The following is a 14,525-nucleotide window of genomic DNA, read 5'->3' on the forward strand; positions in this document are numbered from 1 at the left end:
GGTCTGTCTCAGGTGGCGAAGACGGCGTTCCAGAGGGTGAGCCAGGCTGCGGCGCGGGGCCAGTGTGCGGGTAGGTGCAGTGTGGGGCGGTGTTGGGGGCGGGCGAGCCGGGCTGGGATGGTGATCAGGTGGGTGCGTAGGGTGGCGCCTCGGGCTTTGGTGTAGCGGGTGGTGCCGGTGAGCGTGCTGGCGGCGCGGAGCAGGTTGTGGCAGATCGCGGCGAGGATGGTCCAGGCGGCGTTGGCGGGGAAGGAGCCGGAGGGTTGGTGGGCCCAGGGGCCGTCGATGAGGTCGGACCAGACGGTTTCGCAGATGGCGTGCTGGCGGTGGGTGAGGTCGGCGTCGGTGACCGGTGTGGTGGTGTTGGTGAAGAACGGGTGGTAGCGCCAGACCGGGAACAGCGGGTCTTGGGTGTTGGCGTCGAGCACGCGGCGCACGACGAGCCGGCCGGTGGTTTCGTGGCGGGTGCCGGTGAACGCGGTGTACGGGACTTCGGCGACCTGGGCGTCGGAGATCAGCTGCCCGGTGTCCGGGTCGATGACCGCGCCGGGGTAGCGCACGGGTGTGTACTGCTCATCGGGAATGGTGGCGATGGCGGCGTCAACGGCGGGGTTGCGGGTGATCGTGAACGAGAACTGTGCTCCCGCTTTGACGACCGCGGTGACGTTCTTGCCGGAGCAGTATGCGGAGTCGCCGCGGACCAGGATGTTCGCCGGGTCCGCGCCGGCTGATACGGCGGTGTTGAGGGCTTCGGTGACCATGCTCGCCGCGCCCCTGCCGGAGCCGGCGCGTCCGGCTCGTAGCCGGACCGCGGCCAGGACCGGCGCCGCGTTCGGGGTGCTGATGGTGACGGCGAGTGGGGACAGGCCGCGGCGCAGGACGGTTTTGCCCGCGATCTTCGTGTGGCCGAACGACGCACCGTGCTTGGCGTGGCCGTAGACCGGGCGCAGCAGCGAGTCGATGTCGATGAACACGCGTTCGTCGATGCCGGCCAGCAGCGGGGTGCGCGCGGCGAGGGCGAGCAGGTGCCGGCGCAGGACCGCTGACAGTTGCCGGGTGTGGCCGTGGGTGAACTCCCGCAGCAGAATCCCCAGCGTCGCAGCGGCGTAGACGCCGCTGAACAGCTTGCCCGTCCCACCGGCGCGGATGACGTCGAGGTCGTCGATGCTGTCCGCGCCGGCGGCCATCCCAGCGACGATCGAGGTCAGCTTCGGTGTCGCGTTGGCCGCCCCGGACTTGACCCGCTCGTCGACGAACCGCACGTGCTCGTCCAGCAGCTGTGACAGTCCCGTCTGCTCGGCCAGTTCCAGCAGCGGCACCAGGCCCGCGTGCGACACGAGGTTGCCCTCATCGAACACCGCGCTGTCACCGCGCCAGGCATGAGATGCTTGCACCGAGAGTGTCCTTCCACGCTGGTCCGGTCAGGGTCCTAGACAAACCCGATCATCCCAGCTGGCAGGGCACTCTCGTCACATCTCCACACCGGTTCTGGTCACGGCGGAGCAATCCGGTCCACGGATCGAGGCTAAGAGTTGAGTGGCGTGAGGAGCACGCCAGGTAGGCGAGATTTACGCCACGCGCCGGCACCGGCAGCGCGGCGACGACAAGCAGGACAATGGCGATGCGATACAGGACGGCCTGTGCCGACAGTGACCGCCTCCGGAAGGGGGTTCGGACCGGTCGATCCATTCCCAGATCACCGTCCACCTGAACCACCGAGGAGCGCACCCATGCCGGCACCCGGCGAGCCCCTGCGGAAGCTGGGCTTCCTCACCATCGGCCTGTTCGACCCCGCCGACCCGGCCGCCGGGCACAACGCGACGCTGGAGGTCATCGCGCTGGGCGAACGCCTCGGCTTCGACAGCGCCTGGCTGCGGCACCGGCACCTGCAACACGGCATCAGCTCGCCCCTGACCGTGATCGCGGCCGCGTCGCAGCGCACGAGCCGGATCGAGCTGGGCACCGCGGTGATGCCGCTGGGCTGGGAGAACCCGCTGCGCCTGGCCGAGGACCTGGCGACCGTGGACCTGCTGTCCGGCGGGCGGCTCAACCCCGGCGTGAGCGTCGGGCCGCCGATGCACTACGAGCGGGTCCGCGCCGCGCTCTACCCGGACACCGCCGACGCCGAGGACTTCAGCTACGCCCGGGTCGAGCGCCTGCTGGCCTTCGTCGCCGGGGAGCGGGCCAGCGACTTCTCCGGCACCGAGGGCTTCGAGGTGTTCTCGGAGCGGGTCGAGCCGCACTCCCCCGGCCTGCGCTCCCGGATGTGGTACGGCGGGGGCAGCGTGCGCTCCGCGCAGTGGGCCGGCGAACAAGGTCTGAACCTGCTCACCAGCAGTGTGGTGAAGGCCGAGGACCCCGACGACCCGGCGCCGGACTTCGCCGCGATCCAGCTCGCCCACGTCCGCGCGTTCCGCTCCGCCCACCCCGACGGCTCCCGCGCCCGCGTCTCGCAGGGGCTCGTCGTCATCCCGACCGACGGCGCGACGCCTTCGCAGCGGCAGAAGTACGCCGAGTACGCCGCCCAGCGCCTGCCGCGCACCGCCACTCCGCAGGGGCCGGCCCGGATGATGTTCGCCCCGGACCTCGTCGGCCCGGCCGAGCAGATCGCCGAGCGGCTCCATGCGCACGCCGCGTTCCGGGAGATCGACGAGGTCGCGTTCGCGCTGCCGTTCACGTTCGAGCACGAGGACTACGTGCAGATCCTGACCGACATCGCGACCCGCCTCGGCCCGGCGCTCGGCTGGAGCCCCGCGAGCTGAGCGCCTCGGCGGGCGCGGCGACCGGCGGCTCGTGGTCGTCGGCGGGGAGGTCGTGCGCCTCAGGGCCCGCGAGGTCCACATCGCCGGCGACCCGTTCCACGTCAACGCCGACGACGAGCTGACCGGCCCGGCCCGTTCACCGAGTGCTCGTGGCGCCTGGTGCGCTGAGCGCCCGGGCGAGCGCGACGAGCGCCTCGGCCCGGGCGACCACGATCGCCTGCGGGCCGCCGCCGGAGGCGAAGCCCGGGTGGTACGTCAGCAGCGTCGCCCCCTCCGCCTGCAGCCGCACGAGCCCGCCCGCGCGCATGAGGTCCCGCACCGGCGGGTCTACCTCCTCGACCGAGACCTCGAACGGCGGCGCCGGCGCGGGCAGCATCACCATCCACACCGTGGTGCCGATCGGCTCGTCGGCGCCGGGCATCCGGCGGATGTACTCGAACACCGCGAACCGCCACCCGTCGATGAGCCCGGTCAGCACGTGGTTGGCGCGCCGCTCGGTGCCCTCGGCGAGGATGCCGGTCCGGGCCCAGGCCAGCAGGCGCGGGTCGGTGTTGCGCACCTCCCAGCCGAGCCGCGCGGCGAGCTCCGCCCGGGTCGGGGCGAGCCGGCGCAGGTCCTCGCGGCCGACCCCGGCCCCGTGCGCGCCGGGCAGGTGCGGGGCGAGCAATACCCAGCCGACCGCCAGCAGGGACATGACCAGGACCACGACGCCGCCGGATCGCACGAAGCCCGCCACCCGCGCGTCCGGCCGCCCGGCCTCGGCGCCGCCGAGCCAGATCGCGAGCAGCCCCACGCCGGCACAGCACACCGGGGGAAGCAGGCGTCTCCACACCCGCCCGACGGTATCGTGTCCCGCCTCCCCGCGCGGTTGCGTGCACGGCGCCCGTGTGATCCGAGAATGCGGCCATGCCCCGTCTCGACGTCGCCGGGGTCGGAGCGACGCCGCCGCGCGGACCCCCCTCGGCGGTGCGGTCCCTGGGGCGGCGGGGCTGCGATCGACGCCGAGCCGCTGCGGGGCGTCCTCGCCCGCGTCGAGCCCGCCGCCGTGGTGCTGGGTGGCTCGTCCTGGAACACGGTCGCCGCGCTCGCGCACGTCGGCGCCGCCCCGCGCCCGGCCCACCCGGGCCTCGCCGGGCTGTGGCGGCTCAGCTCATCTTGAGCAGCTGCCAGCCCGCGCGGCGCGGCGGGTTGTCGCGGGGCTCGGTCGGGTACTGCCACCCCTGATTGGTGCCGAAGAACAGATGCTCGTCACCGACGGGCAGTACGCCGCGCACACCCCAGTTGCAGGCATTGTTGAACCCGGTCGTGGTGAGCGGGCGGGCGGGGCTGTCGGCGTCGTCGAACACCCACACCTGCCCCGCGGTGCGCCGGTCCGGGAACGCCAGCCGGCGCAGCAGCCGCAGCTCCACCTCGCTGACCCGGTGGCCGAGGACCCCGGCGAGCAGGCCGGTGCGCGGGTTGAGGGTCAGGTCGCGCAGCACCTTGCCGGTGTGGAAGGTTCCCATGTACAGCTTGCCGCGGAACACGTTCGCGCCCCACCCGACATACTCGTTCCACCGGTCGTCGAACCCGCCGCCGCCGAACTTCGGGTCCTGGTGCAGCAGGTTGTCCTGCCGCGTCCACGTGCCCTCGGCGTCCGCGTCCGGGTCGTACACCCAGTACTTGCGCTCCCCGTAGAGCAGCTCGACCTGCTGGTTCGCCTCGCCCGGGTCCTTGATGCGATACACGACGCCCGCGGGTGAGCTCTTGAGGTACGCCAGCGCCAGGTGCGGCACCGTGTGCCGGGGAATCCCTGGATACGCGGCCAGGTGGTGCGTCATCGAGGGCTCCACGCTGGGGATGCCGAACGTGGCGTACACCCAGCCCTCGAACGACGTGACCGCGAACGACACCATGCTGCGCGCGGTCACCGGGTCCGGGAAGAACCCGGCCGTGGAGAACACCGGCGTCCACCGGTCGCTGTCCGATATGGACAGTGTGTCGAGCGGCGGGCTGACGTACACGCCGGCGTGCTCTTCGCTGCCGGTCCCCGGCCACGTGCCGGTGACGATCCGTCCATGGTGGACGGTGAAGTACGCGGGCTGGTTGCCCAGCCGCCCGACCTCCTCGAACCGGAACGGGTCCCGCACGTCGCCGGTCCAGCGCTGCACCGCGCCGGTGGGCCGGTTGGGCCCGGAGCCGCTGCCGGGCCGGCCCGGCTCGGCGAGCCCGACGCCGAAGTACAGCCGCCCGTCGGCCACGATGAAGTTCTTGACGTTGTTCCACGCCGGGTACCGCCGCCAGCCGAGGAACGTCGCGTCGCTGGCGCGGTAGGCCAGCAGCACCACGGTCCCGCCGGCCTGCGCGCCCTGGTCGAGCGCCGTCTCGATGCCCCCGATGAACACCACGTCGCCGAGCGACCCGGCCGCCCGCAGCCCGACGACGTCGTCGATCGCGGGAAAATGCTCGCGGGCGGGCGTGCGGTTGATCGCCTCACCGCTGTCGATGTCGTACTGCCAGACCTGCACCGGCATCGCGTCCCCCACGGCCCCGAGCACGGGCCCGACGTGGTGCACGGCGTTGTAGGAGCCCTCAAACTCGACGGTGACGTTGTCCGGGTCGTGGAACGGCTGCGTGAGCTCCCCGGCCCCGGCGGCCGTGAAGTCGGGCCCGACCGCGGCGAGCCCGCCGGCCGTGGTGTTGGCGACGGTACCCCACCAGACGGCCCGGTTCCGGTCGTCGGCGGTGAACGCCCAGATGTACTGTTGCGTGGTCTGCAGAATGCCGCCCTCGCGGCAACGGCCGTCGGCCCCGACCTGCTCGGTCGGCCGCCCGAACCCGAACCAGCAACGGTCCGGCTCCGCCTGCGCCGCCACGACGACCCGATGCCGGCGGTCCTCGCCCGGCTTGCAGTCAGCTCCACTCATCCGCTGGCTCTACCCTGCCCGGACACGAACACTCCCACACCGCCCGGCCACCCCGAGCCGCACCCTCCAGGCCCCGCAGCCGCAGAGAGCCCAACGCCTGCTCTCCCTGGACCGGCAACTCCGACACACGCCCCGACTCACCACGAACGCGCGGCCCATCGGCTTCAGACCGGTCCGCCCGGCCGCGGTCCGGGTCGCGCCCGGCGGAGCGGTGTCCGCGCCGAGGCCGGCCCTCGGCGCCATGTTCTGGATCGGTCACCCGAGCAGCGCCACTTCCCCGCCAGTCACAGCGAGGGGCCCCGAAGGCACGGGCCGGCGCCGAGCACCTCCCGGTGGCGCTGTCACACATTCCAGGCGCTCGGCGATGAAACGGCGGACCTCGTCCGTTTCCGGAAATCGGCACCGAAGCGCAAAGCGCCGCGATGTGGCGGGCCACTCGCGGCGCGGGTACTTGCGGAAGGTTGTGCTGCGGCGCTCAGCTATCCAGCGGGCGGCGGGAGATCGCGATGACCGACTGGCCGAAGGGCGGGCGGATGCCGCGCTCCATGAGGCGGGTCAGCGGGGCGACCGTGGTGTCGTAGAACTTGACCATCGGGCCGGGGCCGGGCATCTGCTTGAGCAGGCAGGTCGACACGTAGTACCCGATGAGGCCGAGCGAGTTGGCGTAGTGCAGCTTCACGATCTTCAGGTCGGCCGCGTCGAGGGCCGCGCGCATCGTCTTCTTGGTGTAGCGGCGCACGTGGCCGGTGGCGATGTCGGCCGGGCCCATGGCGAACGGGAAGGCCGGGACGACGATGATGACGTAGCCGCCCGGGCGGACGAGCGAGCGCATGGTGCGCAGGCCGCCGATGTCGTCGTCGATGTGCTCGAGCACGTTGTACGAGATCGCCGCGCTGTGGTCCGCGGTGACCTCGCTGGGCAGCAGGAGCTCGCGGACGCTGACGCCCGGGTGGTCGGCGAAGCGCTCCTTCAGGGCGACGATGCGGCCCGAGTCGGCCTCGGTCAGCGTCATCTTCGAGGCGTGTTCGAGCCACTCCGCCGCGTAGTCCCCAAGACCGGCGCTGACCTCGATCGGGTGGTCACCGAGGTACGGCGTCGCGAATGCCACGAACCATTTGCGATGGTTCTTCGCCATCGCCAGGCCCTCGAGCACCTCCGACTGGATCGCCTGGTCGCCGAGGATTGCCGCGTCCGACTTCGGCACTCTGCACCCCTACGTGAATCATGATCATATCTGGCGGAACGGGCGTAGTGTATCGGCGTTGATAGTCCCCCACCAGCCCCTGCGGCGCACCTTGGGCGGCAACTATGGTGGCACCGTGAATGTCCGGGAGAGAACCCGCACGGTCCGGGTTGCGGCGGCAGCGCTGCTCAGTTATGTCGCGTGTGCCGTGCTGGTGCTGCAGCACCTCTGGGCAGATCCACAGGGCCGGATATTCGCCGACAACGAGCAGGACCACATCTTCTTCGAGTGGGTCCTGACGCACGCGGCACGCCTGTTCACTCACGGTGACAACCCGTTCTTCACCGATCAACTGAATGCGCCACTGGGCGTCAATCTCATGGCGAATACATCCGTTCTCGGGCTGGCGCTACCCCTGGCTCCGATCACGTTACTGTTCGGTGCGGGCGTCACTCTCGTTCTCATCGACACCATCGCCCTCGCCGGCACCGCGGCCGCGTGGTACTACATTCTTTCCCGGCATGTCGTCTCGACCCGCACCGCCGCATGGGTCGGCGGGCTATTCTGCGGCTTCGCCCCCTCGATGATCTCGCAGAGCACCGGGCACCCGAACATCGCGGGGCAGTTCCTCATCCCGTTCATCGTGTGGAACGTGTTCCGCCTGCGCCAGCCGGGCCCGACGCTGCGCCGGGGCCTGGTGCTGGGCGCTCTGGTGGTGTACCAGTGCTTCATCAACGAGGAGATCCTGTTCTTCACGGCCGTCGCCATGCTGGTGTTCCTCCTGACGTACCTCCGCCCGCGCGACTACCTGCCGTCGATCCGCGCGGCGCTGCCCGCCGTCGCCATCGGGGCGGCGTTCGCGGGAGTACTCCTCGCCTATCCGCTGTACCACCAGTTCTTCGGCCCGCAGGCCTACCACGGGCTGCCCGAGTTCGTGCACGGATTCAGCTCCGACCTGGCATCCTTCGGCGGGTTCAGCCAGCGCTCGATCTTCGCGCCGGACGACCTGTCGGTGTTCGACAAGATGGGCGGCCCGACCGAGGAGAACACCTTCTTCGGCTGGCCGCTGCTGGGCCTGCTGGCGGCCGCGGCGGTGGCCCTGTGGCGGCAGAAGGCGGCCCGCGCGCTGATCATCACGGCGGTGGTGTTCGCGGCGCTGTCGCTGGGCACGGTGGTGCGGTACAAGGGCGAAGAGACCGGCTACCACGGGCCCTGGGAGTGGGTGCACCAGCTGCCGCTGTTCGACTCGGTCGTGCCCACCCGCCTCAGCCTGGTGATCGCCCCACTGGTGGGCGTGGTACTGGCGATGCTCGTCGACCGATACATCATGGGCGTCAACCCCGCCCCCGACGGCAGGGCGGCCGACGACGAAACGCCAGTCGTCGCCGGCGAGCGCCCCGCCGCCGACCCCGACGCCGCCGACTCTCTGGCGCCCGAAAGGTCTCAAGGGGCGGTAGGCGTCAGAACAGCCGTCCGCCCCGCACCGGAGGTGACCACGCCCGCGGCCCGCTGGCTGTGGGCGGTCGCTCTGACGGTCGCCCTGGTACCCCTCATCCCGACCCCGCAGCCGGCCTCCCCGCACGCCCCGATCCCGGCGTTCTTCAGCACGGGCGAGTGGCGCCGGACGATCCCGGAGAACTCGACGGTCGTCGCCATCCCGCTGGGCTGGTACGAGTCCATGGACGCGATGCGCTGGGCCACGACGGCGGACCTGGATTTCAAGATCGCCGGCGGCTATTTCCTGATCCCGAACCCGGACGACCCGAACAAGGCCGCCATGTTCTACGCCCCGGGCCGCCCGACGATGGAGATCCTCAAGACCGCCGGGGACCACGGCACCGTCCAGCAGATCACGCCCGACCAGCTCGCCCAGGCCAAGACCGACCTGGCTTTCTGGAAGGCCGACTACCTGGTGCTGGCGGACCAGCACGGCAACAGCGAGGCCATACGGCAGGTCGCCGACCAGCTCTTCGGCCCCGGCGATCACGTCAACGACGTCTGGCTCTGGAAGGTCGCCCACTGACGCCCGCCGCGGCCCCCGCCTCCACCGGCCGGGGGCCGCGGCCCGTTCAGGCGGCGGCGCCCCCGTTCCAGTCGACGAGCTGGACGATCACGCCATTGGGATCGCGTACCTGAAACGCCCGCTCCCCCCACTCCTCCACCGTCAGCGGCATGGTGATCGCCACCCCCGCCTCCTGCAGCCGCCGAAGCTCCCCCTCGAGGTCATCGACCACGAACGCGAGAATGACCCCGGCCGCGTGGACGTCCCGCTGATCGTCCGGCAACGTGGCCAGCCCGCGCCGCAGAAAGATCACGTTGGCCCCGACGTCCTCCCTGGTCAGCGACGCGAACCCGTCGGCCGCCATCTCCTCGTGAAACCCGAAGTGCTCCCGCAAGAACCAGCTGGAAGCCGCCACATCCGAAACGTTGAGCGATACCGCAGACGAACTGACCCGCACGAAACCTCCCGGTAGCAGATTTCTCTACACTGTATAGAGTTACACCTCCTTTCGACAACCGCCCAGTCACCACTAAAGGCTCATATATCCGAAATATCGGGCAAACAGTGGGGCCATCGCGGCTCCCTGTGCTGAACCCTGGAGCGCTTCGCGGACGCCGCTCCCCCGGCCGGTGTGACGGGACTATGGCATCAGGGCTGCCCGCGATCTGGCCGTCTGCCACGGCCATCACAACCAGGCGCCGGCCGCAGCCTTCCTCGCTCAAGCTCACGACCAGAACACCACCGCCCCACCGATACCGACCGGACGACGCATGCGGCAAACCGAACCATGTGCCGGAAACACACCACGAGCCGGGCGGCGATGCAGCGAACCAACCAAGCCGCAAACCAAAGACACCGCAACCCGACCGCCAGGAGAACCAGCCACAGAGCGGATCGACCGGACAGCGGGCCAACCGCCCGGCGAACCCCTTGTCGAGCGGGCCGATCGCACGGCCGCACAGTGGGCCAGCCGCGGGGCGAACCAGCCGCACAGCCGGCCGATCGCGCAGCGCAAGCCGACCCACGCGGGCGGCCGACCGCGCGGCCAATTCAAGCGCGCAGCGGGCCGACCCCGCGGCAAGCCAATCGCACAACGAGCCGACCGCGCGGCGAACGCAGCCGTCGCACAGCGAACCCAACCGCACGGAGAATCAGCCGCTCAGCGGACCGACCGTGCGCAAACTCAACCGTACGGCGAACCCAACCACACGGTGAGCAGGCCGCACGGCGAACCCAGCCGCACCGCAACGGCACGGCACGGCGCGACCCGACCGGCACGACGCGACCCGGCGACCCGACCGGCACGACGCGACCCGGCGGCGCGACCCGGCGGCGCGTTAGGTGGTCGTGGTGCGCAGGAGGTCGGCGAATTCCTCGGCGGGCATGATGCGGACGCCTAGTTCCTCCGCCTTGGCGGCCTTGGAGCCGGCGCCCTCGCCGACCACGACCAGGTCCGTCTTCTTTGACACCGAGCCGGAGGAGCGGCCGCCCAGGCGTTCGACCGCCTCGTTGCCCTCGTTGCGGGTCAGGCCCGGCACCGAGCCGGTCACCACGACCGTCATCGGGGTGCCGTCCTCCTTCTGCAGGGGCAGGCGCGTGTCGGGGTCGGCGGCCGAAGGGGACTCGGCGAGGGCACCGTCGGTGCCGGGGGCGGCGGGGCGGGGGCGGAAGTTGGGCTCGGTCAGGTTGACGCCGCGGGCCGCGAGGCGGTCGATCGTCGGGCGGAGCTCGACCAGCTCCGCGGCGATCGTCACCGCGCGCTCCGGGCCGACGGCCTCGACCTCCTGCAGGTCCAGCGGGGTCGCGGCCAGTAGCGCGTCCATGGTGCCGAAGTGGGCGGCCAGGCGGCGGGACATCGAGCGGCCCGTCATGCGCACACCCAGCGCCGTCAGCACCCGGCCCAGCGGCTGCGACGTCGAGGCCTGGATGGCGTTGACGAGCTTGGTGGCGGAGGTCTCGCCCATGCGGTCGAAGGCGGCCAGCGTCGGCACGTCGAGGTCGTAGAGATCGGCCGGGTCGGCGACGCGGCCGGCGGCGATGAGCATGTCGATGATCTTGCCGCCGAGGCCCTCGATGTCCATGCAGTCGCGGCTGGCGTAGTACGACAGGGCCTCGCGGGCGCCGCAGGCGCGGCCCGTGGTGCAGCGCCAGCGCTTCTGGGTGCGGTCGATCTCGCCGCCGCAGCGGGGGCAGACCGCCGGGGGCTCGAACGGCACGGAGTCGGCGGGGCGCTCGTCGAGCTTGGCGCCGGTGATCTCGGGAATCACGTCGCCGGCGCGGCGGACGAAGACGGTGTCGCCCGGGCGGACGTTGCGCCGCACCAGGTCGTCGAAGTTGTGCAGGGTGGCCGAGGTGACGATGACGCCGCTGATCTGGACCGGCTCGAGGACGGCGACCGGGGTGATGACGCCGGTGCGGCCGATCTGGACCTCGATGGCCTTGAGGCGGGTGGTGCGGGTGTCGGGCGGGAACTTGTAGGCGATGCCCCAGCGCGGGGCGCGGCTGGAGGAGCCCGCGAGGTCACGGTCGGCGGGCTGGTCGGCCTTGATGACGGCGCCGTCGATGCCGTAGCCGAGGGCGGCGCGGTTCTCGCTGAGCTCCTTGACGGCGACGAGGATCTCCTCGATGCTCGCGCAGACCGGCATGCCGGCGGTCGAGGCGACGCCGAGCCGGCGCAGCTCGGCCATCGCCGCCGAGTGCGGGCCGTCGCCGAGGCCCTTCACGCCATAGGCCAGGAAGGACATCGGCGCGTCATAGGTGCGGTCCTGGGCGCGCAGGGTGCCGGCCGCGGCGCTGCGCGGATGGGCGAACGGCGGCTCCCCGGTGGCCGTGCGCATGCCGTTGGCGACCTCGAAGTCGGCGTCGGTCATGAACACCTCGCCGCGGACCTCGATCGTGACCGGCTCGGCGAGCCGCTCGGGCAGGCCCGCGGCCCGTTTGGCCTGGCCGGTGACGTCCTCGCCGGCCCGCCCGTCGCCGCGGGTGGCGACCTGCACGAGCCGGCCCTGCTCGTAGCGGGCCGCGATCGCCAGACCGTCGATCTTCGGCTCGACGGTGTAGCCGGCGGCGGGGCGGCCGAGGACACGGTCCAGCCGGGCCGCCCATTTGTGCAGCGAGTCCTCGTCGAACACGTTGTCGAGGCTGAGCATCGGCTCGCTGTGCACCACGTCGCCGACGACGCCCTCGCCGGCCGCGACGACCTCGGTCGGCGAGTCCTCGGGCTTCCACTCGGGGTGCAGCTGCTCGGTGGCCGCGACCCGCTGCATGAGCGCGTCGTAGTCCGCGTCGTCCATCGCGAGGTCGGGGCCGCTGTAATACGCGGCGGCGGCGTCGCGGATCTGCGCGATCGCGGTGTGGTACTGCTCAAGGGAGTCGAATGCTTCGGCCATACCCGCAGCCTAACCAGGGGGTACGACAGAAATCGTGAACGAGGACGACTACGTGGAGCTGGCCCACCGGATCGCCCGCGGGGATCTCATGATCGGCCTGCTGCCGCTGCAGGCGGCGGAGGAGGTCGTGCGCGGGCTGTCCGCGGCGGGCAGCGCGCGGGCGTGGCGGGAGCTGGGCCTGTGCTATCTGGGCACCGACGGCGATCGGCTGCCACCGGCGCAGTGGCGGACCGACCTGCCGTTCGCGGACCCGGCGGAGCATCCGGCCGGCCGGGCGCTGCGCTGCTTCGCCGAGGCCGCGACGCTGGGCGACCGCGACGGGGCGATGCTGTTCGCCCGGTGGTCCCGCGACGCGTCGCCGCAGGCCCAGCACCTCGCCCGGGACCTGCTGCGCCCGCACGCCCGCGGCGACGGCGCGGCCGGCTACCAGTACGGCCTAATAGAACAGTGGCTGGGCAACGCGGGCGCGGCCGTCGAGCACCACCTGCGCGCGGCCGGGCAGAGCAACGCCGACGCGGCCTTCGAGTTGTACGTCCTGTTCTCCACCGCCACCGGCGTGGAGCGCGACGACGCCGAGGCGGCCCGCTGGCTGCACCGCGCCGCCGAGCTGGGCCAGCACCGGGCCCTGTACAACATGGGCGCCGCCCACGCGACCGGCAACGGCGCGCCGAAGGACACGGCACTCGCAGTCGGCTACTACGAGCGCGCCGCGCGGGCCGGCAACCCGCGGGCCGCGGCGACACTGGGCGTCATGCACCTCATGGGCGACGGCGTCGCCCGGGACCCCGCGCGGGCCGGGCAGTGGCTCGACCTCGCCGAGGAGCTCGGGCACCCGGTCGACGACTGGCTGGACCAGCTGAGCCTCGACCGCCCGTGAACGATCCCACTTTCAAGCACCAACTGTCAGCGTATTGGTCCCCAGCAACAAGCCGCCTCTGTAAGGCCGCGCGCACGCACCGCAGGGCGTGGCGGGTCGGCCGGCGCGGGGCGGCGGTTGGCGTGACCGGCGCATTAGGCTGCGGGGTATGACGACGGGACGGGCGATCGCCGACGCCAACGCGCTCACGAGCCGCTGGGCGTCCACATTGGACAATAGCGGCACGGTCCTGTCCGGGGCGGGCGTGCACGTCCTGCTCGCGCTGCTCGCACCGTTCGCGGGCGGGCGAGTCCGCGACGACCTGCTGGCCATCGCGCCCGAGCAGCTGGACCTGCCCGATTCGCCGGCCACGCGGATGGCGACCGGCGTCTGGACGCGGGCCGAGGTGCCGCTGACGGAGGACTGGAAGGCCGCCGTGCCCGAGCCGCTGCGCGGCGCGCTGACCGGCGACCCCGCCGTCGATCAGCCCGTGCTCGACGCGTGGGCGGCCCGCCAGACCGACGGCGAGATCGCGGCGATGCCGGTCCAGGTCACCGACGGGACGCTCATGGTGCTGGCCAGCGCGTTGTCGGTGCGGACCACGTGGGCGGAGCCGTTCACCGACGACCTCCAGGAGTCCGAGGACGGGGCATGGGCCGGACGGCAGCAGGCCGGGCTGCACCGCATGACGAAGGGGGCCGGGGCACTGCAGGCGCTGCGGGTCGTGGAGACCGCGGCCGGGGCGCTCACGCTGGTCACCGTCGTGGGCGCGGACGACGTGGACGTGGTGCTGGCCCTCGGGGAGGCCGGCGCGCCACCCGCTGTCGTGCTGCCCGCCGCGATCGACGCCGCCGTACCGCCGGGATCGGGCGATGCTACCAAATCGCCACGAAATGTGACATATGGTGACACACTTCTGGAACGTGCGACAATTCGCCAACCGGAGATCGGCGGCAGCGGGCAGACACCCGTCGCCGGAGCGCCCGGGGTCAGCGTGCGGGAGTGCCAGGCGAGCGACGACCAGCCCGAGCTGCACGTGCACACCGTCCGGTTCCGGGTCACCGGCTCGCACGACCTGCTTGAGCACGCCGAGATCTTCGGGCTCGCCGGGGCCACCGACGCGTCCCGCGGGCACTTTCCCGGGATCAGCCCGATGCCGATGGCGATCTCCCAGGCCAGGCAGGACGCGGTCGCCGAGTTCACCGCCGAGGGGTTCAAGGCGGCGGCCGTCACCGCGTTCGCCACGCTTGCCGGTGCGTACTTCCAGCAAGTCACCTACCGCAAGCGCATCGCGATCGTCGACTTCGACCGGCCGTTCGGTTTCGTGGCCGTGCACCGGCCGACCGGACTGGCGCTCGTGGCCGGATGGGTGAGCGACCCGGAGCCGTTCGAAGGATAGCGGGGCAGCCCCGGCGGCGGCAGACGCA

General features: G+C 71.8%; 11 protein-coding genes. 5 read left to right on the forward strand and 6 right to left on the reverse strand.

Translation table 11 applies throughout. From position 1 onward, the window contains the following. Window positions 1-8: 8 nt before the first annotated feature. Window positions 9-1,394 (reverse strand): IS1380 family transposase, encoded by a 1,386-nt coding sequence (locus tag ACQPY0_RS38625; protein ID WP_432972463.1) that lies wholly within the window; start codon window positions 1,392-1,394, stop codon window positions 9-11. Between the two features lie 336 nt (window positions 1,395-1,730). On the opposite strand from ACQPY0_RS38625, the gene ACQPY0_RS38630 reads away from it, so the two are divergent. Next, the gene (locus tag ACQPY0_RS38630; RefSeq protein ID WP_432972466.1) at window positions 1,731-2,762 is read left to right on the forward strand and encodes an LLM class flavin-dependent oxidoreductase; all 1,032 of its coding nucleotides are present in this window, start codon (window positions 1,731-1,733) and stop codon (window positions 2,760-2,762) included. 136 nt (window positions 2,763-2,898) lie between these two features. On the opposite strand, the gene ACQPY0_RS38635 is transcribed toward ACQPY0_RS38630, so the two are convergent. After that, window positions 2,899-3,594 carry a hypothetical protein gene (locus ACQPY0_RS38635; protein ID WP_432972469.1) on the reverse strand — a complete coding sequence of 232 codons (696 nt, stop codon included), beginning with the start codon at window positions 3,592-3,594 and terminating at the stop codon, window positions 2,899-2,901. 66 nt (window positions 3,595-3,660) lie between these two features. Between ACQPY0_RS38635 and ACQPY0_RS38640 the strand changes: the two genes are divergently transcribed. Next, complete coding sequence (locus ACQPY0_RS38640) at window positions 3,661-3,921, forward strand: hypothetical protein (RefSeq protein ID WP_432972472.1); 261 nt, start codon at window positions 3,661-3,663, stop codon at window positions 3,919-3,921. Here the strand turns inward: ACQPY0_RS38640 and ACQPY0_RS38645 are convergent. Further along, complete coding sequence (locus ACQPY0_RS38645) at window positions 3,908-5,668, reverse strand: hypothetical protein (RefSeq protein WP_432972475.1); 1,761 nt, start codon at window positions 5,666-5,668, stop codon at window positions 3,908-3,910. The two genes, ACQPY0_RS38640 and ACQPY0_RS38645, sit on opposite strands and share 14 nt — an antisense overlap. 475 nt (window positions 5,669-6,143) lie before the next feature. Then, a complete protein-coding gene (locus ACQPY0_RS38650; protein WP_432995534.1) occupies window positions 6,144-6,803 on the reverse strand; it encodes a methyltransferase in 660 nt (219 codons plus the stop codon). A 184-nt stretch (window positions 6,804-6,987) separates the two neighbouring features. Between ACQPY0_RS38650 and ACQPY0_RS38655 the strand changes: the two genes are divergently transcribed. Further along, window positions 6,988-8,874, forward strand: coding sequence for a hypothetical protein (locus ACQPY0_RS38655; protein WP_432972478.1), 1,887 nt, complete (start codon window positions 6,988-6,990; stop codon window positions 8,872-8,874). Between the two features lie 46 nt (window positions 8,875-8,920). Here the strand turns inward: ACQPY0_RS38655 and ACQPY0_RS38660 are convergent, their stop codons facing one another. Together ACQPY0_RS38660 and ligA are read right to left on the reverse strand one after the other, a co-directional pair. Next, window positions 8,921-9,310: a VOC family protein gene (locus tag ACQPY0_RS38660; RefSeq protein WP_432972480.1), complete on the reverse strand. Its 390-nt coding sequence runs from the start codon at window positions 9,308-9,310 to the stop codon at window positions 8,921-8,923. 880 nt (window positions 9,311-10,190) lie between these two features. Next, window positions 10,191-12,242, reverse strand: a complete 2,052-nt coding sequence (gene ligA, locus ACQPY0_RS38665; protein ID WP_432972483.1) for an NAD-dependent DNA ligase LigA — start codon at window positions 12,240-12,242, stop codon at window positions 10,191-10,193. Between the two features lie 34 nt (window positions 12,243-12,276). Between ligA and ACQPY0_RS38670 the strand changes: the two genes are divergently transcribed. Next, window positions 12,277-13,119, forward strand: coding sequence for a tetratricopeptide repeat protein (locus ACQPY0_RS38670; protein WP_432972486.1), 843 nt, complete (start codon window positions 12,277-12,279; stop codon window positions 13,117-13,119). 148 nt (window positions 13,120-13,267) lie between these two features. Beyond that, a complete protein-coding gene (locus ACQPY0_RS38675; RefSeq protein WP_432972489.1) occupies window positions 13,268-14,497 on the forward strand; it encodes a serpin family protein in 1,230 nt (409 codons plus the stop codon). Window positions 14,498-14,525 lie beyond the last annotated feature (28 nt).

This window comes from Dactylosporangium sp. CA-233914, assembly GCF_050942935.1.
GTDB lineage: Bacteria > Actinomycetota > Actinomycetes > Mycobacteriales > Micromonosporaceae > Dactylosporangium.

What these genes read in the sequence shown, in the direction of transcription:
- ACQPY0_RS38630 (WP_432972466.1), top strand. Translation starts at nt 1,731, where the DNA reads ATGCCGGCACCCGGCGAGCCCCTGCGGAAGCTGGGCTTCCTCACCATC.
- ACQPY0_RS38640 (WP_432972472.1), top strand. Translation starts at nt 3,661, where the DNA reads ATGCGGCCATGCCCCGTCTCGACGTCGCCGGGGTCGGAGCGACGCCGC.
- ACQPY0_RS38645 (WP_432972475.1), bottom strand. Translation starts at nt 5,668, where the DNA reads ATGAGTGGAGCTGACTGCAAGCCGGGCGAGGACCGCCGGCATCGGGTC.
- ACQPY0_RS38650 (WP_432995534.1), bottom strand. Translation starts at nt 6,803, where the DNA reads ATGGCGAAGAACCATCGCAAATGGTTCGTGGCATTCGCGACGCCGTAC.
- ligA (WP_432972483.1), bottom strand. Translation starts at nt 12,242, where the DNA reads ATGGCCGAAGCATTCGACTCCCTTGAGCAGTACCACACCGCGATCGCG.
- ACQPY0_RS38675 (WP_432972489.1), top strand. Translation starts at nt 13,268, where the DNA reads ATGACGACGGGACGGGCGATCGCCGACGCCAACGCGCTCACGAGCCGC.